Here is a 23,436-nt window from a genome sequence, read left to right as displayed (position 1 = left end):
TCACACCTCCGCCGGGACGCGGCCCGACAACTGTTCGACGACCTTCAGCAAGGCCGAGTGGTCCAGGGAGCCGTGGCCCATGGCGCGGCCGGCGGCGACGAGCTGGGCGACCAGCCCGGTGAGCGGGAGCGCGACGTCGGCCTGCCGGGCGGCGGCCAGCGCGATCCCCATGTCCTTGTGGTGCAGGTCGATCCGGAACCCGGGGGCGAACTGGCGGCCCACCATGGACTTGCGCTTGAGCTCGAGGATCCGGCTTCCGGCCAGTCCCCCGGCGAGCACATCGAGGCCGATGGCAGCGTCCACACCGGACGCTTCGAGCAGCACGATCGCCTCGGCGACGAGGCCATAGATGCCGCCCACGACGAGCTGGTTCGCGGCCTTCACGACCTGGCCGGCGCCGTGCGGGCCGACGTGCACGATGGTCTTCCCGACGGCTTCGAGCACCGGCTTCGCGGCTTCGAAGTCTTCTTCGAAGCCGCCGACCATGATGGACAGTGACGCCTGTTCGGCGCCGGCCTGACCGCCGGACACCGGAGCGTCGAGGACACGGATCTTCCTGTCCCGCGCGGCTTCTGCGACCGCGATCGACGTCTCGGGCCGGATGGTGCTCATGTCGATCAGCAGCGTGCCGGGATCGGCGGCGGCGAGAACCCCGCCCGAGGCCAGCACGACCTCCTCGACCTGCGGGTGGTTCGGCAGCATCGTGATCACGACGTCCGCCCCGGCCACCGCGTCGGCGACGCTCGTCGCGGCCCGTCCGCCGGCGGCAGCCAGCTTCTCCCCCGCGGCCGTGGTGACGTCGTAGCCGCTCACGTCGTGCCCGGCCGCGACCAGGTGCGCGGCCATCGGCGCGCCCATCACGCCCAGTCCGATGAATCCCAGTTTCATGCTCGTCCCCTTCGGGTTTTCGGCAGCCAGTCCAGCGAAGCGAGGGTGTCGGGCTCCGGGACGTACTCGATCCCGACGAACCCGTCGTAACCCGCGTTCTGCAGCTTCGCGAGGTGCCCCGTGATGTCCAGCGAACCGGTGCCGGGCTGGTGGCGCCCGGGTGCGTCGGCGATCTGCACGTGCCCGATCCGGGAGATGTGCCGCGTCGCCAAGGCGTCCAGGTCGTCGCCGTTGACTGCCAGGTGGTACAGGTCGGCCAGCAGCCGCACGTTGTCGCGCCCGAGGTCGTCGAGCACGGCCACGGCGTCCGCGGCGGTCTTGAGCGGATAGTGGTCCGCGCCGGAGAGCGGTTCGAGGACCAGCTGCGCGCCGATCTTCGCGGCGGCCTCCGCGGCCGTCGCGAGGTGCACCAGCGCCAGGTCGTCCTGCTTGGCGGGGTCTTCGCCGTCGAGCCGGTTGCCGTAGAGCGCGTTGAAGCTGCGGCACCCGGTGCGTTCGGCGATGCCGAGCGCGACGACGAGGCTGTCGGCGAACTCGGTCTCGCGGCCGATCCACGACACGAGGCCCCGCTCCCCCGCCGCCATGTCGCCGGCGTAGAAGTTCAGCCCGCGCAGCCGGACCCCGTCGAGGCTCCGCACGAAGGCGTCCACCTCGTCGCGTGCCGGGACGGCGGTGTCGAACGGCCACCAGTACTCGACGTCGGTGAACCCGGCCTCCCGCGCCGCGGCCGCGCGCTCGGGCAGCGGTACCTCCTTGAACAGGATCGACAGGTTGGCGACGTACGGCAGGGAGTGCCCCTCTTCTGGCATCGCGACCTCAAATTTCACTATCCGGAATTTTTCTTTCGCATATCGAGAATAGCTGCTGACCTGCGCCGGGGTCAACGGCCTGCTGCCCGATAACCTGGGCGCTGCACTCCCCGGCTGCCGAAAGGACAAGACCGTGCGCGTCGTCATCGACGGGAAGGCCATCCGGTCGGAGGCGGACCTCCACGACCAGCTCGCCGGCCCCCTCGACTTCGGGCCGTACTACGGCCGGAACCTCGACGCGCTCTGGGATCGGCTGTACCGGGACGTCGAACGGCCGGTCGAGCTGGTCTGGGCGGATGCCGCGGTCAGCGAGGAGAACCTCGGCGCGGAACTGTTCGCGAAGATCGCCCAGCTGATGACGGAGGTCATGGCCGACGACGCCGCGCACTCACCGGAGAACCGGTTCACCGTCCGCTTCGCCTGATCACCCGCCTACGACCTCCGGCGTAGCGCCTACGCCGCGAGTCGCACCGGTGGCGCGTCAAGATCGCCCTTCAGCCGGTCGATGCGGCCGTCGTCCCGGCCTACCTTCGGCCGCGACGAAGGGAGTCAGATGATCGAGGCACGTGCGGTGTCCAAGCGCTACGGCGGGCGGACCGCGGTGGACGGGGCGACGTTCACCGTCGTTCCCGGTGCGGTGACCGGGTTCCTCGGCCCGAACGGGGCCGGGAAGTCCACCACGATCCGGATGATCATGGGCCTCGACGCGCCCACCTCGGGCTCGGTCACGGTCAACGGCAAGGCGTACGCGGACCATCCGGCGCCACTGCGGGAAGTGGGCGCGCTGCTCGAAGCCAAGGCCGTCCACCCGGGACGGTCGGCCTACCACCACCTGCTGGCTTCGGCGCTCACCAACGGAATCCCACGGCGACGCGTCGAGGAGGTGCTCGACCTGGTCGGCCTGACCGGCGTCGCACACCAGCGGGCGGGCGGGTTCTCGCTCGGCATGGGACAACGGCTCGGCATGGCCGCCGCCCTGCTCGGCGACCCGGCCACGCTGATCCTCGACGAACCCGTCAACGGCTTGGACCCGCAGGGCATCCTGTGGATCCGCACCTTGCTGCGCCGCCTCGCCGCCGAAGGGCGCACCGTGTTCGTCTCCTCGCACCTGATGAGCGAGATGGCGCTGACCGCCGACCACCTCGTGGTGATCGGGCGCGGCCGGGTCATCGCCGAGACGTCGGTGCGCGAGTTCATCAGCCGCGCCTCGGCCGACGTCGTCCGGGTCCGCACCCCGCGCGCGGCCGAACTGCGCGAACTGCTCACCGGCCCCGGGATCGACGTCACCAGCACCGCGCCCGGGCTCCTGGAGGTGCACGGCGTCGGCAGCGCCGAGGTCGGGCTGCTCGCCTGCCGCCACCAGATCCCGCTCGAGGAGCTCGCGCCCGTCGAGGCGTCGCTCGAAGAGGCGTTCATGGAGCTCACCGACGACGCGCTGGAGTACCGCGTCCACGAAACCGAAGGACACCCCGCATGACGACCGGCGTCACCTTTCCCCGCGTGGCGAGTTCGGAGTGGGTCAAGTTCCGCTCCCTGCAGTCCACGCCGATCACCGTCACCACGGCCCTCGTCGGCATGATCGGCCTGGGCTGGCTCACCTGCGCACTGGACGCCGACCGCTGGCCGGTGATGACCGAGCAGAGCCGGGCGCGCCTCGAGCCGACCGCGCTGAGCATCCAGGGATACGTCCTGGTCCAGCTCGCGTTCGGCGTCCTGGGCGTGCTCGTGGTCTCCGGCGAGTACACCACCGGGCAGATCCGCTCGACGTTCTCCGCCGTCCCCACCCGGACGCCGGTGCTGGCGGCGAAGGCGGCCGTGTTCGCGGCGGTGACGTTCGTGGTCGGCGAGGTCGCGGCCTTCGCGGCTTTCCTCGGCGGTCAGGCTTTCCTTTCTTCCCAGGACATCGAGACGAGCCTGGCCGACCCCGGCGTCTTCCGCGCGGTGGCCGGGGTCGGGCTCTACCTGACCGGTGTCGGGCTGCTCGGGGTCGCGCTCGGCTGGCTGATCCGCCACACCGCCGGCGCCATCGCGGCGCTCGTCTTCCTGGTCATGATCGTGCCGAGCCTGGCCGGCGTGCTCCCCGAGAGCTGGATCCCGCACGTCGTGCCGTACCTGCCCAGCAACGCCGGGCAGGCGTTGATCACGGTGCGGCCGTCGGCGCTGAGCCTCGCCCCCTGGACCGGTTTCGCGTGGTTCTGCGGTTACGTCGTAGTCGCGCTCGCCGCGGCTGCCGTCGTGCTGAAGCGGCGGGATGTCTGAAACCGTGCCTTCGGTGCCCCGCGGGAGGAGATGATGGGCGGGTGACCGACACCTCCCTCGCCCCCGGGTTCCGCTCCGCGTGGCCGGGCGTCGAGCCGCTGCGCGCGTGGGCGCGGCGGCACCCGGTGCCCGCCGACCTCCTGCTGGCGTGCGGCCTCCTCGGCCTTTCGCTCGTCGTCGGCGCGCAAGGGTCCGCCAGCGGGCCCCACCTCACCGTGGTCTTGCTCGCGCTGGTCGCGGCGCTGGGGTTCCGGCGGCGGTTCCCGCTGACCGTGCTCGTGTTCACGGCCACGCTCGGTGTGGCCCAGGACCTGCTGGAGCCGCAGTTCCCGCCGACGACGGTCGCCGTGCTGATCGCCGTCTACACCGTCGCCGCGTACCGCGAGCGGTTCCGCGTCGCGGCGGCGGTGGTAACGGCCGCCGCGCTCACCGCGGCGGGGATCGGTGAGGACACCGGGCTCGGGACGTTCTTCGCGCGCCTGGTGTTCACCACCGCGATCGTCACCGCGGCCTTCGCGCTCGGGGTCAACGTGCGGACCCGCCGGGCGTACCTGGCGTCGCTGCACGACCGGGCGGTGCGGGCCGAACGGGAACGCGACCAGGAAAGCCAGATCGCGGCCGCGCGGGAACGGGCCCGCATCGCGCGCGAGATGCACGACATCATCGCGCACAACCTCTCGGTGATGATCGCGCTCGCCGACGGCGCCGCGTTCGCCGCCCGCACCAACGGCGCCCAGGCGGAGGCGGCCGCGAAGCACGTCTCCGCGACGGGAAGGCAGGCACTGGACGAAATGCACCGGCTGCTCACCGTGCTGCGCAGCAACGGCGACGACAGCCCCCGCGCGCCACAGCCCGGTATCGCCGCCCTTGACGAACTGGTCAACCAGGTCCGGGCGACCGGGCTGCCCGCGACGTGGACGGTGTCCGGCCGCCGGTTCCCGCTGCCGCCGACCGCCGAGCTGGCGGTCTACCGCGTCGCCCAGGAGGCGCTCACCAACGTCCTCAAGCACGCCGTCGCCCCGGCGTCGGCGAAGATCCACCTCACCTACGACGAGCCGCTGGTGACTCTCGAGGTGCTCGACGACGGACGCCCGGCGCCGGTCCCGATCGCCGGCGGCGGGCACGGGCTCAGCGGAATGCGGGAACGCGCGAGCGTCGCCGGCGGCGACGTCGAAGCCGGACCACGGCCCGGCGGTGGCTGGCGAGTGCTGGGGACGTTCGGGGGCGGCGCGTGATCACCATCCTGCTCGTCGACGACGAACCGTTGCTGCGCCTGGGGTTCCGGCTGGTCCTGGAGTCCCAGCCGGACCTGACGGTGGTCGGCGAAGCCGCCGACGGCGCCGCGGCCGTCGCCCGCACGGCCGAGCTCGACCCCGACGTCGTGCTGATGGACGTGCGGATGCCCGGGGTGGACGGCATCACCGCGACCCGCGAGATCGTGCGCGGCTCGCCCCGCTCCCGGGTGCTCATCCTGACCACGTTCGACGTCGACGAATACGCCTTCCCCGGGTTGAAGGCGGGAGCCAGCGGGTTTCTGCTGAAGAACGTGCCGCCCGACGACCTGCTCACGGCGATCCGCGCGGTCGCCCGCGGGGACGCCGTGGTGGCGCCGACCGTCACCCGCCGCCTGCTGGACACGGTCGCCGACCGGCTGCCCGACCCCGCGCCGGACGCCGGTCCTCCGACCGCCCGCGGCCTGCACCGGCTCACCGAACGCGAACTCGAGGTGCTCGAGAAGGTGGCCGCCGGGCTGTCCAACGCGGAGATCGCGGGCGAGCTGGTGCTGTCGGAAGCGACCGTGAAGACGCACGTGGGGCGCATCCTCGGCAAGCTGGAGCTGCGCGACCGGGTCCAAGCCGTGGTCCTGGCCTACGAAACCGGCTTGGTCCGGCCGCGCTGAGCTAGTCCTTCTTCTTCTCGACGTGCTGCCAGCCGAAGCGGCCCTTGATGCAGAGGTTCCCGTGCGTCACCGAACTGTCGTGCGGGGACGTCACCTTGACGATCTCGTTGTCCTGGACGTGCAGCGTCAGGTTGCAGCCGACCCCGCAGAACGTGCACACGGTCGTCGTCGCCTTCTGGCGGGACTCGTCCCACGTGCCGTCCTCGCGCTTGTCGTACTCGCGCTTGAAGCTCAGCGCCCCCGTCGGGCACACCTCGACGCAGTTGCCGCAGTACACGCACGCGCTGTCGGGCAGCGGGTTCGAGAACTCCGTCGAGATCCGGGCGTCGAACCCGCGGCCGGCCACCGTGATCGCGAACGAGTTCTGCCACTGGTCACCGCACGCGTCCACGCACTTGTAGCAGAGGATGCACTTCGCGTAGTCCCGGACGTACAGCTCGTTGTCCACCAAGGCCGGTTGCGCGACAGTTGCCGCGTCCGGGCCGAAACGGTCCGGATCCGCGCCCGTTTCGGCCATCCAGCGGTCGACGTCCGGAGTCGTCGACAGGTCCGTCGCCGACGCCAGCAGCTCCAGGACGACCTTGCGGCTCGTGCGCGTGCGTGACGAGTCCGTGTGCACCACCATGCCCGGCTCGGCCTTGCGCGAGCACGACGGCACCAGCGTCCGCGACCCCTCCACCTCCACCATGCACACGCGGCAGGCGTTCGCCGGTTCCAGAGTGTCGCCGTAGCACAACGTCGGGATTTCCTTGCCCGCCGCCGTGCACGCGTCGAGGATCGTCGAGCCTTCGGGTACGCGGACGGTCGAGCCGTCCACAGTGAACTCGACCAGCCGGCGCGGAATTCCGATGTCCACAATGGTCACTGCAGTGCTCCCAACCGGTCGATGGCCGACTCGATGGCGTTCCACGCGGTCTGGCCGAGGCCGCAGATCGACGAGTCCCGCATCACCCCGCCCACTTCGCGCAGCAGCGGACGCTCCTCCGAACCGGCCGCGAGAACGCGCCGGATCGCCTCCTCCTGCCGCACGGTCCCGATCCGGCACGGGACGCACTGACCGCACGACTCGTCGCGGAAGAACTCCGCGATGCGCAGCAGGAACCCGCCGAGGTCGGCCAGGTCGTCCAGCACCAGGACGACACCCGACCCGAGCGTCGTCTTCGCCGCCCGCGCGTCCTCGAAAGTCAGCGGCAGATCCAGCTCATCCGGCCGGACGAACCCGCCCGCCGCGCCGCCCAGCAGGACCGCGCGCAGCGAGCGGCCCTCGGGTACGCCGCCGGCCAAAGCGAGCAGGTCACGCAACGGAGTGCCGAACGGCACCTCGTAGACGCCCGGCCGCTCGATGTTCCCGGACAGGCAGAACAGTTTCGGCCCGGCCGAGGCCTCGGTGCCGATCGCCCGGTACGCGGCCGCGCCCTCGGTGAGGATCAGCGGCACGTTCACCAGCGTTTCGACGTTGTTCACGACGGTCGGCTTGCCGAACAACCCCTTCTCGACCGGGAACGGCGGTTTCGTGCGGGGTTCGCCGCGGAAGCCTTCGATCGAGTTGAAGATCGCGGTCTCCTCGCCGCAGATGTAGGCACCCGCGCCGCGCCGGATCTCGATGTCGAACGAGAACCCCTCGTGGCCCATGATGTCCACGCCGAGGAACCCGCGCTCCCGGCAGACGTCGATCGCGTTGCGCAGCAATCGCAGCGCCCGCGGGTATTCCCCGCGCAGGTAGACGTAACCGCGGCGGGCGCCGATCGCGAACGCGGCGATCGTCATCGACTCCACCAGCGCGAACGGGTCGCCCTCGAGCAGCACCCGGTCCTTGAACGTGCCGGGCTCGCTCTCGTCGGCGTTGCACACCAGGTAGTGCGGCCCGGCGGGCTGGGCGGCCGTGGCGGCCCACTTGCGCCCGGTCGGGAACGCCGCCCCGCCCCGGCCCAGCAGCCCCGCATCGGTGACCTCGCGGATCACCGCGGCCTCGCCCATGCGCAGGGCAGTGCGCAGCGCCGCGTAGCCACCGGCCGCCCGGTAGTCGTCCAAGCTGGCCGGATCGACCACGCCCACCCGGCGCAGCAGCCGCAGCCCCTCCCGTTGGTGGATCACCGGAGCGGCACCGTCCGAAGCGGACGGTTCCCGCCCCGCCGCCAGCACGGCCGACGCGCCGGTCGCCGGCGCGAGCAGCTCGGTGGTCGCCGGGTCGCCGGCCTGGAACGTCAGCGCCGCGGGGGCTCGTTCGCACACGCCGAGGCACGGGCTGCGCAGCCACGTGACCCCGCCGCGCGCCTTCCCCGCGGCGCCGACGTGCTCGGTGAGGACGTCGCACACGGTGTCGGAGCCCTTGAGCCGGCAGGCCAGGTCGGTGCACACGTGCACGACCCGCTCCGGGCGCTCCTCCAGGGCGAACAGCGAGTAGAAGCTCGCCACGCCGTACGCGTCGGCGGGTGGCACGTGCAGCGTCTCGCAGATGAGGTTGAGCGCGCCCTGGCTGATCCAGCCGACCCGGTCGTTGACCGCGTGGAGGGCCGGCAACAGCCGGTCGCGGCCGCCGCCGGCGAACCCGGCGACGGCGGCGCGTTCCTCGCGGGTGGCGACGGCCTCGAGGAGCTTGAGATCCATAGTCAGACTCCCGCGGTCAGCTTCTCGACGCGGATCGCCGCGGCCTTGTACTCGGCGGTCCCGGCGATGGGGCAGGTCGCCTCGATGGTGATGACGTTGACGTCCACCTCGTCCGGGAAGTGGAAGGTCATGAACGCCAGCCCCGGTTTGAGCCCGGTGTCGAGCCGGACCGGCGCGACGATCTCCCCGCGCCGCGACGAGATCCGGACCAGCTCGTCGGGCTCGACGCCGAGCGACCGCGCGTCCTCCGGGCAGAGGTCCAGGGTCTCGCCCTGCCGCATCGGGGAGGGGAACCCGGCGGACTGGACGCCGGTGTTGTACGAGTCGAGCCGCCGCCCGGTGGTGAGCCGGATCGGGAACTCCTCGGTGAGCAGGTCGACCGGCGGGCTGTGCTCGAGCACGGTGAACGGCGCCGGGCGGCCACGCTCGGCCGGGTCGTCGGCCCACAGGCGGCCGTGCAGGAAGGTCGGCTCGAGGGTGTCTTCGGAGTAGCACGGCCACTGGATGCCGCCGAGCTCTTCCAGCCGCGCGTAGGACATCCCGGCGTGCATCGGCGACAGCGAGCGCAGCTCGTCCCAGACCTCCTGGCCGCCGGTGTAGTGCCAGTCGTGGCCGAGCCGGCGGGCCAGCTCCGACAGCAGCTCGATGTCGTCGCGCGCGCCCTCCGGCGGTTCGAGGGCCTTGCGGACGCGCTGCACCCGGCGTTCGGAGTTGGTGAACGTGCCGTCGCTCTCGCACCAGGCCGCCGACGCCGGCAGCACGACGTCGGCCAGCTGCGCGGTCTTGGTGAGGAAGATGTCCTGCACCACCAAGTGGTCCACGGTGGCCAGCCGCTTGATCGTGTGCTCACAGTCCGCTTCGGACTGCACCGGGTTCTCGCCGATGATGTACACGCAGGTCAGATCGCCGCGTTCCATCGCGTCGAGCATCTGGGTGAGGTTGAGCCCCTTGTGCGGCGGGATCGACGAGCCCCACGCGGTGTCGAACTTCGCGCGGACACCGGTGTCGAGGACGTTCTGGAAGCCCGGCAGCCGGTCCGGGATGGCGCCCATGTCGCCGCCGCCCTGGACGTTGTTCTGCCCGCGCAGCGGGTTCAGCCCGGCGCCGTAGCGGCCGACCTGCCCGGCCAGCAGCGCGAGGTTGATCAGCGACAGCACGTTGTCGGTGCCGTTGTGGTGCTCGGTGATGCCGAGTGTCCACGACATCTGCCCGCGGTCGGCGCGGGCGTAGGTGTGCGCGAGCTCCCTGATCAGCTCGGCCGGGACGCCGGTGGTCTTCTCCGCGACCTCCAGGGTCCACGGCTCGACCGACGCCGCGAACTCGGCGAAGCCTTCGGTGGCCCGCTCGATGAACTTCGTGTTCGCCAGTCCGGAGTGGATGATCTCGCGGGCGATCGCGTGGGCCAGCGGGATGTCGGTGCCGACCTCGAGCTGCAGCTGCCGGTGCGCCCAGCTCCCGGTGCTGGTCCGGCGCGGGTCGACGACGAAGAGCTTCGCTCCCTTGTGGACCGCCTTGAGCACGTGGTGGAAGAAGATCGGGTGGGCCTCGCGCGGGTTGCCGCCCCAGATGACGATGACGTCGGCGTCCTCGATCTCCTGGTAGGACGACGTCCCGCCGCCGCTGTCGAACACCCGGGCCAGGCCGGCGACGCTCGGCGCGTGGCAGGTGCGGTTGCACGAGTCGACGTTGTTGGTGCCGATCACCGCGCGGGTGAACTTCTGCGCGACGTAGTTCATCTCGTTGGTCGCGCGGGCGCACGAGAACATCCCGAACGCTTCGGGGCCCTTGCGCTCCAGGGTGCGGCGGATCCCGGCGGCGGCCCGGTCGAGGGCCTCCTCCCAGGTCGCCGGCCGCAGCACGCCGGAGTCGCGCACCAAGGGCTGGGTGAGCCGCACGTACGGCTCGGTCTTCCTGCGCTTCACGGGCACCTCCGGTTCAGTGCGCCCCGACCGGGACGGGCGGGTTGCTGGTGTGGTCGAGCAGCGAGATGGCGGCGTGGACGTGCCGCAGGGCCGGCGCGGGCACGCCGGTGAGGCCGGCCAGCTCCACGACCGCCCCGATGATCGCGTCGATCTCGAGGGGCTTGCCCGCTTCGAGGTCCTGCAGCATCGACGTCTTGTGGTGGCCGACGCGCCAGGCGCCGTCGATGCGCTTTTCGACCGAGACGCCCGGGTCGCTGCCGGCCGCGCGGGCGATGGCGAGGGTCTCGGTCATCATCGTGGCCACGAGCGCGCGCGTGTCGTCGTGCTCGCACATCTGCGCCATGGTCGCCCGGGTCAGCGCCGAGAGCGGGTTGAAGGCGACGTTGCCCATCAGCTTGACCCAGATGTCGTTGCGCAGGTCGGGTTCGACCGGCGCCTTGAGCCCGCCCGCGATCATCGCCGCGCTGAGCACCTTGCAGCGCGCCGAGATCTCGCCGTCCGGCTCGCCGAGGGAGAACCGGGTGCCTTCGAGGTGCCGGATCACGCCCGGTTCTTCGATGACCGTGGAGCAGTAGACGACGCAGCCGATCGCGCGCCGCAGCTCGAGCACCGCGGTCACCGAACCGCCCGGGTCGACCGTCTCGACGCGGCGCCCTTCGAGCGGATGTCCGGTCAGGCCGTGGAAGTACCACCACGGGATGCCGTTCTGCGCGGCCACGATCGCGGTGTCCGGCCCGAGCAGCGGGGCGAGAAGCGGGGCGCACGAGGCGTAGGAGTTGGCCTTGAGGCCGAGGAAGACGAAGTCGGCCGGGCCGACTTCGGCCGGGTCGTCCGTGACGTGCGGGTGTGCGGTGAAGTCGCCGCGCGGGCTGAGCACCCGGACGCCGTGCTCGCGCATCGCGGCGAGGTGGGCCCGCCGGGCGATCAGGTGCACTTCGGTCCCGCCGCGGTGCAGCGCGGCCCCGACGTAGGCGCCGATCGCCCCGGCCCCGAGAACAGCCACCTTCATGATGTGCCTCCCACTTCGGTCCAGCACCTGATTGCATACAGTATCCTGGATCCGCTTCCGGGACCAGGTTTTCGTGGTCGAGGACTGCGTGAAACTCCCGACAGGGTGAGATTCTGGGATTTTGCATACCAAAACCTGTATCCTGATCGAAGATCTTCGCGTTCCTCTCCCTATCGAGGTGTCCCGTGAGCCAGCCCGCTTCCCCGCTCCAAGACCGCGGTCCCAGCGGCCGCCGCACGGCCAAGGGCTCGCTCAGCTCGACCGCCGCCAAGCGCGTCGAGCGGCCCGCCCCGCTGCGCCAGGTGGTCTACGAGGCCCTCGCCGAGCTGATCATCAACCGCACGCTCGAGCCCGGGCAGCACCTGGTCGAAGCCGACCTGGCCGAGTACCTCGGCGTCAGCCGGCAGCCCGTCCGCGAAGCGCTCCAGCGCCTGCAGAGCGAAGGCTGGGTCGACCTCCGTCCCGCGCAGGGCGCGTTCGTGCACCTGCCGACCGACGAGGAGGCCGACCAGCTGCTGAGCGTCCGCGGCGTGCTGGAGACGCACTCCGCGAAGCTCGCCGCCGAACACGCCACCCCGGCGGACGTCGACCGGCTCTGGGAACTCCAGAAGGCCGGGCTCGACGCGCTCAAGGCCGAAGACACCGAAGGCCTCGTGGCGGCCAACGCCGCCCTCCACGCGTTCATCACCCAGCTGTCGGGGAACGCCGTGCTCGCCGAGCTGATCGGCCTCGTCGACCGCCGGGTCCGCTGGTACTACACGCCGATCGCCCGGCCCCGCGGGCGGGACGCGTGGAACGAACACGAGGAGCTGATCACCGCCATCGCCAGGGAAGACGCGGAGATCGCTTCGAAGATCATGGCCAAGCACACCGAACGGACCCGCCAGGCCTACCACGAACGTCCGGAAGCTCCCCGATCCTGATTTCGGCAGGACCGGGGAGCAGGCAACCGGACTAACCGCCCGCCGCGGCGGAGGGTCGCGCCACCAGCTCGGTTTCGGCGAGCTGGTGGCGTGTCCGGCCGGGCTGGCGCAGGAACAGCGTCAGCACCGCCGAAAGGAGCGCGATGCACCCGGCGAGGATGTACGCGCCGGTGTAGCCCCACGCGCTGATGACCCCCGCGGCGAGCCCGCCGCCGCCGACGCCGCCGATCAGTTTCGCGCTGTAGACCAGGCCGTAGTTCGACGCGTTGTTGTTCTCGCCGAAGTAGTCCGGCACGAGCGCGGCGAACAACGGGTAGAAGGCGCCGCCGCCGAACCCGGTCAGGAACGCGAACACCATGAACAGGAACAGGTTGTGCGTGTTCCCGGCGTACATCACGCCGAACTGCGCACCACCGGCGATCACCAGGACGATGGTGAGCGTCTGCCGCCGGCCGATCCGGTCCGAGACCCAGCCGACCACGGCGCGGCCGGTGCCGTTCACGATCGACAGCACACCGGCCGACGACGCCGCAACGAACGCCCCGAAACCGCTTTCCTTGGCGAAGGGCACCTGGAAGTTGATGCCGAACAGCGAAACCCCGCCGATGATCACCAGGCACACCCACATCAGCGGGAGCATGCCCGTCCGGATCGCCTCCATCGGGGAGAACTGCTTCACCGCGGGCGGGTTCTTGGCCAGGCCGCCCGTCTTCGACCGCCGGCTGGCCGCCCAGTTCTTCGGGTCGACCTCCTTCGGCCACCAGCTCTTCGGCGGGTCCTTGAACAGGAACCCGCACACCCCGACGACGATCAGCATGTAGACGCCGATGACGTCGAGGATCACCGAATAGTTGCTCGGGGTCAGGAAGGCCGCGAAGATGTAGATGAACGGGACGGCGCCGTAGGCGAACCCGCCGTTGACGAAGCCCGTCCTCGCCCCGCGCTTCTCGGGGTACCACTTCCCGACCATGTTGATGCAGGTGGCGTAGACCAGCCCGGCGCCGGTGCCGCCGAGCACGGAGTACCCGATGAACGCCACCGCCAGGCTGCCGCTGTGCGAGATGGTGAAGTAGCCGATGCCGCTGCACACCGCGCCGGCCAGCATGGCCGTCTTCGCCGAAACGATGTTCTTCTCCCGCAACCGCCCGGCCGGGAACGCCACCCCGGCCTGGAAGACGGCCCAGATGCTGGCCAGCCAGAACGCGTCCGACAACGACCAGCCGTACTTCTCTTCCAGGGTGCCTTCGACCGCACCCCAGCCGTACTCGAAGACGCTGACCGCCATCATGGCTATCCAGGGCAGCCAGACCATCCAGCTCCGCGAGCGCCCCATGATGTCCTGCGGGCTCTCGCCTACTCGGTATACCCGTCCGTTCTCGTCAACGATCTCCTGATAGGTCGCTGCGGTCATAAGAGTTCTCTTTCGTCACCGTTGACTCATGTCCCTCTGATTCCGACGTGCGGTGGATCTTCGTCCTTTCCGTCTCGATGGGCCAGCCCCTGTGGAGGACGTTCAGAGCAGTCCCGCGGCCCGCGCCCAGCGGTACTTCGCGCCGAGCACGGCGACAGGCTTTTCGGTCGTGTACGGATAGGCGACGATCCCGTGGTCGTAGAGGTAGGTGCTTGCCTCCTCGACTTCGACGTCACCGGAGAGCGACGCGACGACGGGCTTGTGGATGCCCTTCGCGCGGTACTCCTCGACCACTTCGGAGACGAGCTCCGCGAACACCATCGGCGGGGTGACGATGGTGTGCCAGTAGCCCAGGATCAGGGCGTGGATGCGGTCGTCCTCGAGGCCCAGCGCGATCGTGTTGCGGTAGGTCGAAGGTGGCTCGCCGCCGGTGATGTCGACGGGGTTGCCGGCCGCGCCGAACGGCGGGATGAACTTCCGGAACGCCGTGTCGAGGTCCGGCGGGATCTCCATCAGGTCGAGCCCGTTGTCGACGCAGGCGTCCGAGAGCAGGACACCCGAGCCGCCGGCGCCGGTGATGATGACGACGTTCTCGCCCTTCGGCGTCGGCAGCAGCGGGATGCCGCGGGCGTACTCGAGCATGTCGTTCAGCCCGGGGGCCCGGATCACGCCGCTCTGGCGGAGGATGTCGTCGTAGACCTTGTCGTCGCCGGCCAGTGCGCCGGTGTGCGAGCTGGCTGCCTTCGCACCCTGCGACGTCCGCCCGGCCTTGAGCACGACGACCGGCTTGCGCCGTGACACCCGTTTCGCCGTCTCGGCGAACGACCGGCCGTCCTTGAGGTCTTCGAGGTGCATGGCGATGAGCTCGGTGTTCTCGTCCTGCTCGAAGAAGGTGAGCAGGTCGTCCTCGTCGATGTCGGCCTTGTTCCCTACGCCGACGATCGAGGACACGCCCATCTTCGCCGAGCGGCTGAACCCGAGGATCGCCATCCCGATCCCACCGCTCTGCGAGGACAGGGCGACGCCACCTTTGACGTCGTACGGCGTGCAGAATGTCGCCGACAGGTTCTCCGGCGTGTAGTAGTAGCCGTAGATGTTCGGCCCGAGGATGCGCACGCCGTGCTTGCGCGCGATCGCGACGACCTCGTCCTGCAGCTCGATGTTGCCGGTCTCGCCGAAGCCGGAGGGAATGAGGATCGCGCCGGCCGCGCCCTTCTTGCCGACCTCTTCCAGTGCCGCGGGGACGAACTTCGCCGGGATGGCGAACACCGCGACGTCGACGTCACCGGGCACGTCGGTGATGCTGGCGTAGGCCTTGCGGTCGAGGATCTCGGTGGCCTTGGGGTTGATGGGGTGGATCTCCCCCGCGTAGCCGCCGTTGACCAGGTTCTTCATCACCGAGTTGCCGATCTTGCCGGCCTCGGCCGACGCGCCGATCACCGCGATCGACGCCGGCTTCATGATCCGGTTCATCGAGGCGAGGATCTCTTCCTGGGTGAACCGGATCGGCTCCTTCGCCGCGTCCGGGTCGACCAGGATCCGGACGTCGACGGCGGTGGCACCGGTCGCCGTCGCGAGGACCGGGTTGAGGTCCACTTCGGACAGCTGCGGGAAGTCCGCGACCAGCTGCCCGAGCCCGGTGATGACCGCGGCGAGAGCGTCGCGGTCGACCGGCTCGGCACCGCGGACCCCGCGCAGGATCTCCGCGGCCTGGATGCCGTCGATCATCGAAAGCGCTTCCTCGGCGCTGGTCGGCGCCAGCCGGAAGGTGACGTCCTTGAGCACCTCGACCAGGACACCGCCGAGACCGAACGCGACGATCTTCCCGAAGGTCCGGTCGGTGACCGAGCCGATGATCACCTCCTGGCCTTCGGTGAGCATCTGCTGCACCTGCACACCGAGGATCCGCGCGCCGGCGTCGTACGCCTTGGCGTTGTCGACGATCTTCGTGAAGCCCGCCTTCACCGCTTCGGCGTCCTCCAGGCCGACGAGCACGCCGCCGGCCTCGGTCTTGTGCAGGATGTCGGGCGAGACGATCTTGAGCACGACCGGCAGGCCGATCTCTTCGGCTTGGGCCACGGCTTCGTGCGCCGTGGTCGCCAGCCGCTCGGCCGGGGTCGGGATGCCGTAGGCCTCGCAGACCGCACGCCCCTCGGGCGCGGTCAGCGAGGACCGGCCGTCGGCGGCCGCCCGGTCGAGGATCTTCTCGACCGCTGCCCGATCCACCACTCAGATCACCCCCGCCGCGCGGAACTTCTCGAGCTCGGCTTCGCCGTAGCCGAGTTCCGCCAGCACCTCGTCGTTGTGCTCGCCCAGCAGCGGCGACCGCTCGATCTCGACCGGCGAGTCGGACAGCTTGAGCGGGCAGCCGACGGTCTTGAAGCTGCCGCGCTCCGGGTGGGGCACCTCGACGACCGAGCCGAGCTCGGCCAGGGTGTCGTCCTCGATCAGTTCCTTCGTGGACAGGATCGGGCCGCACGGGATGTTGTGCGCGTTCAGCTTCTCCATCACTTCCCACTTGGAGTGCTTCTCGGTCCACTCCTCCACGAGCGCGAACATCTTGTCCAGCTTGGACAGGCGGACCTCGGGGGTCGCCCACGCCGGGTCCTCGGCCAGCTCGTCCTTGCCGATCAGCCGGGCGAGCGGGGCCCAGCCGGGTGGCTGGACGATCACGTAGATGTAGTCGTTCGGCCCGCCCGGTGCGCACTTGACCGCCCAGCCGGGCTGGCCGCCGCCGGAGGCGTTGCCCGAGCGCGGGACCTCGTCGCCGAACTGGTCGTTCGGGTACTCGCCGAGCGGCCCGTGCGCCAGGCGCTGCTGGTCGCGCAGCTTCACCCGGCAGAGGTTGAGCACGGCGTCCTGCATGGCGACCTGGACGCGCTGGCCGCGGCCGGTGGACGTCCGCTGGAACAGCGCGGCGAGGATGGCGGCCACCAGGTGGATGCCGGTGCCGGAGTCGCCGATCTGGGCGCCGGTCGCGGTCGGCGGGCCGTCCTCGAAGCCGGTGGTGCTCATCGCGCCGCCCATGGCCTGCGCGATCACCTCGTAGGCCTTGAAGTCGGCGTAACGACCGGGCCCGAACCCCTTGATGGAGGCGTAGATCAGCCGCGGGTTGAGCGCGGAGAGCTTGTCCCAGGGGTAGCCGAACCGGTCGACGACGCCCGGGCCGAAGTTCTCGACCAGGATGTCCACTCCGGACACGAGCTTCTCGAAGACCTCCTTGCCCTCGTCGGACTTCATGTTGAGCGTGATGCTGCGCTTGTTGGCGTTCAGCATCGTGAAGTAGAGGCTGTCCACGCCGGGCAGGTCGCGCAGCTGGCCGCGCGTGATGTCGCCCCGGCCGGGGGTCTCCAGCTTGATCACGTCCGCGCCGAGCCAGGCCAGCAGCTGCGTCGAGGACGGTCCGGACTGCACGTGCGTCATGTCGAGGACGCGCACGCCCTCCAGTGCCTTACCCATGTGGCCTCCGCTCACTTGTACATGGTCTGGTTCATGGTTCCGGGGGCGTACACGTCGGGATCGACCCAGACGTTGATCAGCGACGGCTTGCCGGATTCGCGGGCCCGCTGCAGCGCCGGGGCGATGTCGGCGGGGTCGCGGACCTCTTCGCCGTGGCCACCGAGCATCCGCGCGAACTCGTCGTAGCGGACGTCGCCGAGGGTGTTGCCGACGCGTTCGCGCGGCAGGCCGTACTTCGCGGCCTGGCCGTAGCGGATCTGGTTCATCGACGAGTTGTTGCCGACGATCCCGACGAACGGCAGGTTGAACCGCACCAGCGTCTCGAAGTCCCAGCCGGTGAGGCTGAACGCGCCGTCGCCGAAGAGCGCGACGACCTCCTTGTCCGGCCGGGCGTGCTTGGCGGCCAGCACGAACGGGATGCCGACGCCGAGCGTCCCGAGTGGGCCGGGGTCCATCCAGTGGCCGGGCGACTTGGGCTGCACGACCTGGCCGGAGAAGGTGACGATGTCGCCGCCGTCGCCGATGTAGATGGAGTCCTCGGTGAGGAACTCGTTGATCTCGTGCACCAGCCGGTACGGGTGGATGGGGCTCGCGTCGGAGTGCTGCAGCGGCAGCCGCTTCTGCTTCGCCTTCTCCTCGACGGCCTGCAGTTCTTCCAGCCAGACCTTGCGGGCGACGGCGCCGTTGTCACCACGGCCGGACGCGGCCTGCGCGACGGCGGCCAGCACCTGCCCGGCGTCGCCGACGATGCCGAGGTCGATGTCGCGGTTCTTGCCGACCGTGCGGTAGTCGAGGTCGATCTGGACGACGGTGGCGTCCTTCGACAGCCGCTTGCCGTAGCCCATCCGGAAGTCGAAGGGGGTGCCGACGATGATGATGACGTCGGCGTTGTCGAAGGCGTACCGGCGCGAGAGCTGGAAGTGGTGCGGGTCGCCCGGCGGCAGCGTGCCACGGCCGGCGCCGTTCATGTACGCCGGGATGTTCAGCGTGCGCACCAGGTCGACGGCCGGCTCGGTGGCCCGCGTGGTCCAGACCTGGCTGCCGAGCAGGATGGCCGGCTTCTTGGCGTGCACCAGCAGGTCGGCGAGTTTCTCGATGTCGGCGGGGTCGCCGGCGTTCTTCGTCGACGCGCGGTAGCGGCCGGCTTCCGGGATGCGGGCCTGCTCCAGCGGTACGCGCGCGTCGAGGACGTCGCGCGGGATCTCCAGGAACGACGGTCCGGGCGCGCCGGCGTAGGCCTCGCGGAACGCCATCGAGACCAGGTCGGCGACGCGCGCGGTGTGCGGCACGGTGGCGGCGAACTTGGTGATCGGCGTCATCATGTCCACGTGCGGAAGGTCCTGCAGGGACCCCATCTTGTGCTGGATGAGGGCACCTTGGCCGCCGATGAGCAGCATCGGGCTCTCCGCCCGCAGGGCGTTCGCGACCCCGGTGACGGCGTCGGTCGTGCCGGGGCCGGCGGTGACCACCGCGCAGCCGGGCTTGCCGGTGATCCGCGCGTAGCCGTCGGCCGCGTGGGCGGCGACCTGCTCGTGCCGGACGTCGATGACCTGGATGCCTTCGTCGACGCAGCCGTCGTAGATGTCGATGATGTGGCCGCCGCACAAGGTGAAGATGGTGTCGACGCCTTCGGCCTTGAGAGCCTTCGCCACCAGGTGGCCGCCCGATATTTCGGCCGGCGCGGGCTCGGCGCCGTTCGTCGCTCGGGCACTCTCCCCCGCGGTGGTGCCGGTCGTGGTCAGCGCCATTGCTCAACTCCTCTGGTCCGCCGCCGGATCTCTCTTGTCCGGCGCTCCGTACTCCGGTCCGCTCGCCGCCGCCCCCTGTCCGTCGAGGTCAGCGGCCTCTTCGCGGCAGACTGTAGATTGCATACCGTATGGGGTAGGCATATAGTCACTCCTCAAGCAGCCCGTGTCCAGGGCCATCCGCAGGGTTTTTCCGGCGCTTCGACCCGGCCCCGCGGACCGCCACTCCGTGCCCGGACACGGCGGACCTCCTTGCCCAGCCCCGCCGCGGAAAGGACGCCCCCGCATGGACCTCTTCGAACACGAAGCCCGAGACCTCTTCGAGAAGCACGGCGTACCCGTCCCCCGAGGCCGCGTCGCCGCCGATCCCGCCGCGGCCCGGTCCGCGGCCGCCGAACTCGGCGGTCCGGTCGTGGTCAAGGCCCAGGTCAAGACGGGAGGCCGCGGTAAGGCGGGTGGTGTCCGCGCAGTGCATACAGCCGACGACGCCGAGCAGGCCGCCGACGACATCCTCGGCATGGACATCAAGGGCCACACCGTGCACCGCGTCCTGGTGACCGAAGCCAGCGAGATCGCCGACGAGTACTACGTCTCCTTCCTGCTCGACCGCGCCGGGCGGACGTTCCTCGCCATGGCGTCGACCGAAGGCGGGATGGAGATCGAGGAGGTCGCGGCGTCGCGGCCGGACGCCCTGGTGCGCGTGCCGGTCGACCCGCTCGCCGGCGTCGACTCGGCGGCGGTGGCCGCCGGGTTCCCCGCCGACGTCCGCGGCGAGATCGCCGGCGTCGTCGAGAAGCTGTGGGACGTGTTCGTCGCCGAGGACTGCACGCTCGTCGAGGTCAATCCCCTCGCCAGCACTTCGACGGGGATCGTCGCCCTCGACGGCAAGATCACCCTGGACGACAACGCTTCCTTCCGGCGCTCCGCGTCCTTCGAGGACCCCCACGACGGCGACCCGCTGGAGCGGGAGGCGCGTTCCCGGGGCCTCAACTACGTCAAGCTCGACGGCGACATCGGCGTGATCGGCAACGGCGCCGGCCTCGTCATGTCCACTCTGGACGTCGTGGCCGCCGCCGCCGCGGAAGCCGGCGCGCGCGGGCCGGCGAACTTCCTCGACATCGGCGGCGGCGCGTCGGCGCAGGTGATGGTCGACGGCCTGACCGTGATCCTGGGCGACCCGCAGGTGCGCAGCGTGTTCGTCAACGTCTTCGGCGGGATCACCGCGTGCGACGCCGTGGCGACCGGGATCGTGCGCTCGCTGGAGATCCTGGGTGCCCGCGCCACCAAGCCCCTGGTCGTCCGCCTCGACGGGAACAACGTCACCGAAGGCCGGCGGATCCTCGCCGAAGCCGCCCACCCCCTGGTCACCGTGGTGGCCACCATGGACGACGCCGCCCGCGAGGCGGCGAAGCTCGCGATCGCGGAGGTCTGAGCCGTGGCCATCTTCCTGGACGAGACCAGCCGGATCGTCGTCTCCGGCATCACCGGATCCGAAGGCGCCAAGCACACCCGGCGGATGCTGGCGGCCGGGACCACCGTCGTCGGCGGCGTCAACCCGCGCAAAGCCGGGCAGAACGTGGAGATCTCCGGTCGGTCGCTCCCGGTGTTCGGCAGTGTCGCGGAGTCGATCGCGTCCGCCGGGGCCGACGTCTGCGTGTTGTTCGTGCCGCCGCCGTTCGTCGAGGCCGCCGTCATCGAAGCCGTCGACGCCGGGATCGGGCTCGCGGTGGTGATCACCGAAGGCGTCCCGGTGCACGACACGGCCCGGCTGTGGGCGCACGCCGTCGCGGCGGGCGGGCGCACCCGGATCATCGGGCCGAACTGCCCCGGCATCATCTCCCCCGGGAAGTCGAACGCGGGCATCATCCCCGCCGACATCACCGGCCCGGGGCGGATCGGGCTGGTGTCCAAGTCCGGCACGCTGACCTACCAGCTCATGCACGAGCTGCGCGACATCGGGTTCTCGACGTGCGTCGGCATCGGCGGCGACCCGATCATCGGGACGACGCACATCGACGCCGTCGAAGCGTTCGAAAAGGACCCGGAGACGGACCTGATCGTGCTGATCGGCGAGATCGGCGGCGACGCCGAAGAGCGGGCCGCGGACTTCGTGCGAGCGAACGTTTCCAAGCCGGTCGTCGGGTACGTCGCCGGGTTCACCGCACCGGAGGGGAAGACGATGGGCCACGCGGGCGCGATCGTCTCCGGCTCGGCCGGCACCGCGTCGGCGAAGAAGCAAGCGCTGGAGGCGGCGGGAATCCGCGTCGGGCGGACGCCGAGCGAGACGGCGGCGCTGGTGCGGGAGGTGCTGAACTGATGTTCGCGAAGCCCCGGCTGAAGCTGGCGGTGCTCGCGTGCATGGACGCGCGGTTCAGCGTCCACCGGCTGCTCGGTCTCGGCGACGGCGACGCGCACGTGATCCGGAACGCGGGCGGCGCGGTCACCGACGACGCGATCCGGTCGCTGACGGTGAGCCAGCACCTGCTGGGCACGCGGGAGATCGTGCTGATCCACCACCAGGACTGCGGGATGCGGAAGTTCACGGACACGGAGTTCGCGCGGCGGCTCGAGTCGTCGACGGGGATGCGGCCGGGCTGGGCGGCGGAGACGTTCACCGACCCGGTCCAGGACATCCGCCAGTGCATCGCCCGGCTGCGGGCGTCCCCGTTCCTGCGGCACACCGACGCCGTGCGCGGCTACGTCCTCGACGAACGGACCGGCGCGCTCGACGAGGTGCCGTGATGGAGCTGCGTCAGCTGGCGGTGGTGGTGGCGGTCGCCGAGGAAGGCGGCTTCACGGCGGCCGCGCAGCGGCTGCGGACGGTCCAGTCGACGGTGTCCACAGTGGTCCGCGCGCTGGAGCGCGACCTGGGGACGCCGTTGTTCCACCGCACGACGCACCGGGTGGTCCTGACGCCCGCCGGCGAGGCGTTCATGCCCGCCGCGCGGGCGGCCCTGGACGCGGCGGCCCGAGCCCGGGCCGCCGTCTCGCCGGTGGGCGGCCGGGTCCGGCTCGGGGTGTGCCCGGGGTTGCTGGCGGACTGGCACCGGGCGCTGGCGGCGCTGCGGCACGTCCACCCGGCGTTGGCGGTGGAGGTGCGGCAGGTTCCGGTCGGTGAGGTGGAGACGGTTCTGGTCGAGTCCACTGTGGACGTGGTACTGACGGTGGCCGCGAGCTGCGGCGCTTCCGCTGGTCCGGTCGCGGATTCGGCGGGTCTCAACGGTTACGCCGCCGCGGACGGCGGTGCCGACCTCGCGGCCGGGTCAGCCACGAAGGACCTCGCCTCCGGGTCTCTTCCGCGCCCGGCACCCGACGACCTGGTCACCACTCCGCTCCCGTGCGATGAACTGGTCCTCGCCACCGCGCCCGGCGGCTCACCTTCCGCACCCGCCGATCTCTCCGAACTGCCCCTCGTGGACTTCCCGCCGGGATGGGCCCTTCGCGAAGCCGTCGACCAGGCATTTCCCTGCCGCCGGCGCTCGCTCGAGGTGGATGATCCCGCCGTCGCCGCCGGGCTCGTGCGGGCCGGGCTGGCCGCCTGCGTGCTGCCCGCGTCGGCGGCCTCGCGGTTCCCGGACCTCACCGTCCGGCGGTTCGACCGGCCGCCGCCGTGGCAGCTCGGCGCCGTGCACCGGGGTGGTTCCTCGGCCGCCGTCGCCGCCCTGCTCGCTCAGCTCTGCTGAAGTCCCAGCCGGTCGGGTCGCGTGTAGACGTTCATCGACGTGCCACGCAGGAAACCCACCAGCGTCAGCCCCAGCTCCGCGGCCAGGTCCACCGCCAGCGACGACGGTGCGGAAACCGCCGCCAGCAACGGGATCCCGGCCATCGCCGCCTTCTGCACCAGCTCGAACGACGCCCGCCCGCTCACCATCAGCGCCGTCCCGGACACGGGTAACCGGCCTTCGCGGGTCGCCCAGCCGACCACCTTGTCCACCGCGTTGTGCCGGCCGACGTCCTCGCGCAGGCACAGCAGCTTCCCTTCGGCGTCGAAGAGCCCCGCCGCGTGCAGGCCACCCGTGCGGTCGAAGACCCGTTGCGCCGCGCGGAGTTCGTCGGGGAGGCCGGCGAGCGTCGCCGGGTCGGTGCCGAACGGGTCGTCCGCGATCGGCCACGTCACCGTCGTCCGGACGGCGTCCAGGCTCGCCTTGCCGCACAACCCGCAGGAGGATGTCGTGTAGAAGTTCCGCTCCACCGACGCGTCCGGCGGCGCGACGCCCTGCGCGAGCACGACGTCGAGCACGTTGTACGTGTTCCGGCCGTCGGCCGTGGCCCCGGCGCAGTAGCGGATCGAGTGAAGGTCCGCGGCCGCCCGCACCACGCCCTCGCCGACCAGGAACCCGGCCGCGAGGTCGAAGTCGTCGCCCGGGGTCCGCATCGTGATCGACAGCGCTTTCCCGGCCACCCGGATTTCCAGGGGTTCCTCGACGGTCAGCGTGTCCGGGCGCGCGGCCGGCACGCCGTCGCGCACGCGCAGCACCCGGCGCCGGCTGGTCATCCGCCCCAC

At 70.8% G+C, this 23,436-nt stretch carries 21 protein-coding genes; 10 read left to right on the top strand and 11 right to left on the bottom strand.

Annotation, left to right across the window (positions count from 1 at the left end):
• Complete coding sequence (locus ACZ4TR_RS08685) at nucleotides 1–888, bottom strand: 2-hydroxy-3-oxopropionate reductase (protein ID WP_465286457.1); 888 nt, start codon at nucleotides 886–888, stop codon at nucleotides 1–3.
• Nucleotides 885–1,697, bottom strand: a complete 813-nt coding sequence (locus ACZ4TR_RS08680) for a hydroxypyruvate isomerase family protein (protein WP_465286456.1) — start codon at nucleotides 1,695–1,697, stop codon at nucleotides 885–887. Before ACZ4TR_RS08680 ends, ACZ4TR_RS08685 begins: the two co-directional genes overlap by 4 nt.
• Nucleotides 1,698–1,830: 133 nt before the next feature.
• Between ACZ4TR_RS08680 and ACZ4TR_RS08675 the strand changes: the two genes are divergently transcribed.
• From ACZ4TR_RS08675 to ACZ4TR_RS08655, 5 genes are all read left to right on the top strand, one after another.
• Nucleotides 1,831–2,121, top strand: coding sequence for a barstar family protein (locus ACZ4TR_RS08675; protein WP_465286455.1), 291 nt, complete (start codon nucleotides 1,831–1,833; stop codon nucleotides 2,119–2,121).
• A gap of 129 nt (nucleotides 2,122–2,250) precedes the next feature.
• Nucleotides 2,251–3,174: an ABC transporter ATP-binding protein gene (locus ACZ4TR_RS08670; protein WP_465286454.1), complete on the top strand. Its 924-nt coding sequence runs from the start codon at nucleotides 2,251–2,253 to the stop codon at nucleotides 3,172–3,174.
• Nucleotides 3,171–3,956, top strand: coding sequence for an ABC transporter permease (locus ACZ4TR_RS08665; RefSeq protein WP_465286453.1), 786 nt, complete (start codon nucleotides 3,171–3,173; stop codon nucleotides 3,954–3,956). Before ACZ4TR_RS08670 ends, ACZ4TR_RS08665 begins: the two co-directional genes overlap by 4 nt.
• Nucleotides 3,957–3,997: 41 nt before the next feature.
• Nucleotides 3,998–5,191 (top strand): sensor histidine kinase, encoded by a 1,194-nt coding sequence (locus ACZ4TR_RS08660; protein WP_465286452.1) that lies wholly within the window; start codon nucleotides 3,998–4,000, stop codon nucleotides 5,189–5,191.
• Nucleotides 5,188–5,856, top strand: a complete 669-nt coding sequence (locus tag ACZ4TR_RS08655) for a response regulator (RefSeq protein ID WP_465286451.1) — start codon at nucleotides 5,188–5,190, stop codon at nucleotides 5,854–5,856. Before ACZ4TR_RS08660 ends, ACZ4TR_RS08655 begins: the two co-directional genes overlap by 4 nt.
• 1 nt (nucleotide 5,857) lies before the next feature.
• On the opposite strand, the gene ACZ4TR_RS08650 is transcribed toward ACZ4TR_RS08655, so the two are convergent.
• Genes ACZ4TR_RS08650 through ACZ4TR_RS08635 form a run of 4 tightly spaced genes read right to left on the bottom strand, consistent with a single transcriptional unit; the run spans nucleotide 5,858 to nucleotide 11,394 of the window.
• Complete coding sequence (locus tag ACZ4TR_RS08650; RefSeq protein ID WP_465286450.1) at nucleotides 5,858–6,721, bottom strand: 2Fe-2S iron-sulfur cluster-binding protein; 864 nt, start codon at nucleotides 6,719–6,721, stop codon at nucleotides 5,858–5,860.
• Complete coding sequence (locus tag ACZ4TR_RS08645) at nucleotides 6,718–8,463, bottom strand: NAD(P)H-dependent oxidoreductase subunit E (RefSeq protein ID WP_465286449.1); 1,746 nt, start codon at nucleotides 8,461–8,463, stop codon at nucleotides 6,718–6,720. Before ACZ4TR_RS08645 ends, ACZ4TR_RS08650 begins: the two co-directional genes overlap by 4 nt.
• A 2-nt stretch (nucleotides 8,464–8,465) precedes the next feature.
• On the bottom strand, nucleotides 8,466–10,385 hold the full coding sequence (locus tag ACZ4TR_RS08640) for a molybdopterin oxidoreductase family protein (protein WP_465286448.1): 1,920 nt from the start codon (nucleotides 10,383–10,385) through the stop codon (nucleotides 8,466–8,468).
• 13 nt (nucleotides 10,386–10,398) lie between these two features.
• Nucleotides 10,399–11,394: a 2-dehydropantoate 2-reductase gene (locus ACZ4TR_RS08635; protein WP_364522218.1), complete on the bottom strand. Its 996-nt coding sequence runs from the start codon at nucleotides 11,392–11,394 to the stop codon at nucleotides 10,399–10,401.
• A 185-nt stretch (nucleotides 11,395–11,579) separates the two neighbouring features.
• On the opposite strand from ACZ4TR_RS08635, the gene ACZ4TR_RS08630 reads away from it, so the two are divergent.
• On the top strand, nucleotides 11,580–12,317 hold the full coding sequence (locus ACZ4TR_RS08630; protein ID WP_364522216.1) for a GntR family transcriptional regulator: 738 nt from the start codon (nucleotides 11,580–11,582) through the stop codon (nucleotides 12,315–12,317).
• A 31-nt stretch (nucleotides 12,318–12,348) separates the two neighbouring features.
• On the opposite strand, the gene ACZ4TR_RS08625 is transcribed toward ACZ4TR_RS08630, so the two are convergent.
• The 4 genes from ACZ4TR_RS08625 to ACZ4TR_RS08610 all read right to left on the bottom strand — a co-directional run bounded on the left by ACZ4TR_RS08625 (nucleotide 12,349) and on the right by ACZ4TR_RS08610 (nucleotide 18,935).
• Complete coding sequence (locus ACZ4TR_RS08625) at nucleotides 12,349–13,728, bottom strand: OFA family MFS transporter (RefSeq protein WP_364620583.1); 1,380 nt, start codon at nucleotides 13,726–13,728, stop codon at nucleotides 12,349–12,351.
• A 102-nt stretch (nucleotides 13,729–13,830) separates the two neighbouring features.
• Nucleotides 13,831–15,957: an acetate--CoA ligase family protein gene (locus ACZ4TR_RS08620; protein ID WP_465286447.1), complete on the bottom strand. Its 2,127-nt coding sequence runs from the start codon at nucleotides 15,955–15,957 to the stop codon at nucleotides 13,831–13,833.
• Nucleotides 15,958–17,187 (bottom strand): formyl-CoA transferase, encoded by a 1,230-nt coding sequence (frc, locus tag ACZ4TR_RS08615; RefSeq protein ID WP_465286446.1) that lies wholly within the window; start codon nucleotides 17,185–17,187, stop codon nucleotides 15,958–15,960. It lies immediately after the preceding gene.
• Between the two features lie 11 nt (nucleotides 17,188–17,198).
• Entirely contained in the window at nucleotides 17,199–18,935 is a 1,737-nt protein-coding gene (locus ACZ4TR_RS08610; protein WP_465286445.1) for a thiamine pyrophosphate-binding protein, read from the bottom strand.
• 283 nt (nucleotides 18,936–19,218) lie between these two features.
• Between ACZ4TR_RS08610 and sucC the strand changes: the two genes are divergently transcribed.
• The 4 genes from sucC to ACZ4TR_RS08590 are packed head-to-tail and all read left to right on the top strand — an operon-like array spanning nucleotide 19,219 to nucleotide 22,615.
• Entirely contained in the window at nucleotides 19,219–20,364 is a 1,146-nt protein-coding gene (gene sucC, locus ACZ4TR_RS08605) for an ADP-forming succinate--CoA ligase subunit beta (RefSeq protein WP_465286444.1), read from the top strand.
• 3 nt (nucleotides 20,365–20,367) lie between these two features.
• Nucleotides 20,368–21,249: a succinate--CoA ligase subunit alpha gene (gene sucD, locus ACZ4TR_RS08600; protein ID WP_465286443.1), complete on the top strand. Its 882-nt coding sequence runs from the start codon at nucleotides 20,368–20,370 to the stop codon at nucleotides 21,247–21,249.
• Nucleotides 21,249–21,674 (top strand): beta-class carbonic anhydrase, encoded by a 426-nt coding sequence (locus ACZ4TR_RS08595; RefSeq protein ID WP_465286442.1) that lies wholly within the window; start codon nucleotides 21,249–21,251, stop codon nucleotides 21,672–21,674. Before sucD ends, ACZ4TR_RS08595 begins: the two co-directional genes overlap by 1 nt.
• A complete protein-coding gene (locus ACZ4TR_RS08590) occupies nucleotides 21,674–22,615 on the top strand; it encodes a LysR family transcriptional regulator (RefSeq protein ID WP_465286441.1) in 942 nt (313 codons plus the stop codon). The genes ACZ4TR_RS08595 and ACZ4TR_RS08590 overlap by 1 nt, the downstream gene beginning before the upstream one ends.
• Here the strand turns inward: ACZ4TR_RS08590 and fdhD are convergent.
• Nucleotides 22,603–23,436, bottom strand: coding sequence for a formate dehydrogenase accessory sulfurtransferase FdhD (gene fdhD / locus ACZ4TR_RS08585; protein ID WP_465286440.1), 834 nt, complete (start codon nucleotides 23,434–23,436; stop codon nucleotides 22,603–22,605). The genes ACZ4TR_RS08590 and fdhD overlap by 13 nt on opposite strands.

Source organism: Amycolatopsis sp. NPDC028719, from assembly GCF_055565395.1.
This window is presented reverse-complemented; position numbering and strand designations above follow the sequence as displayed.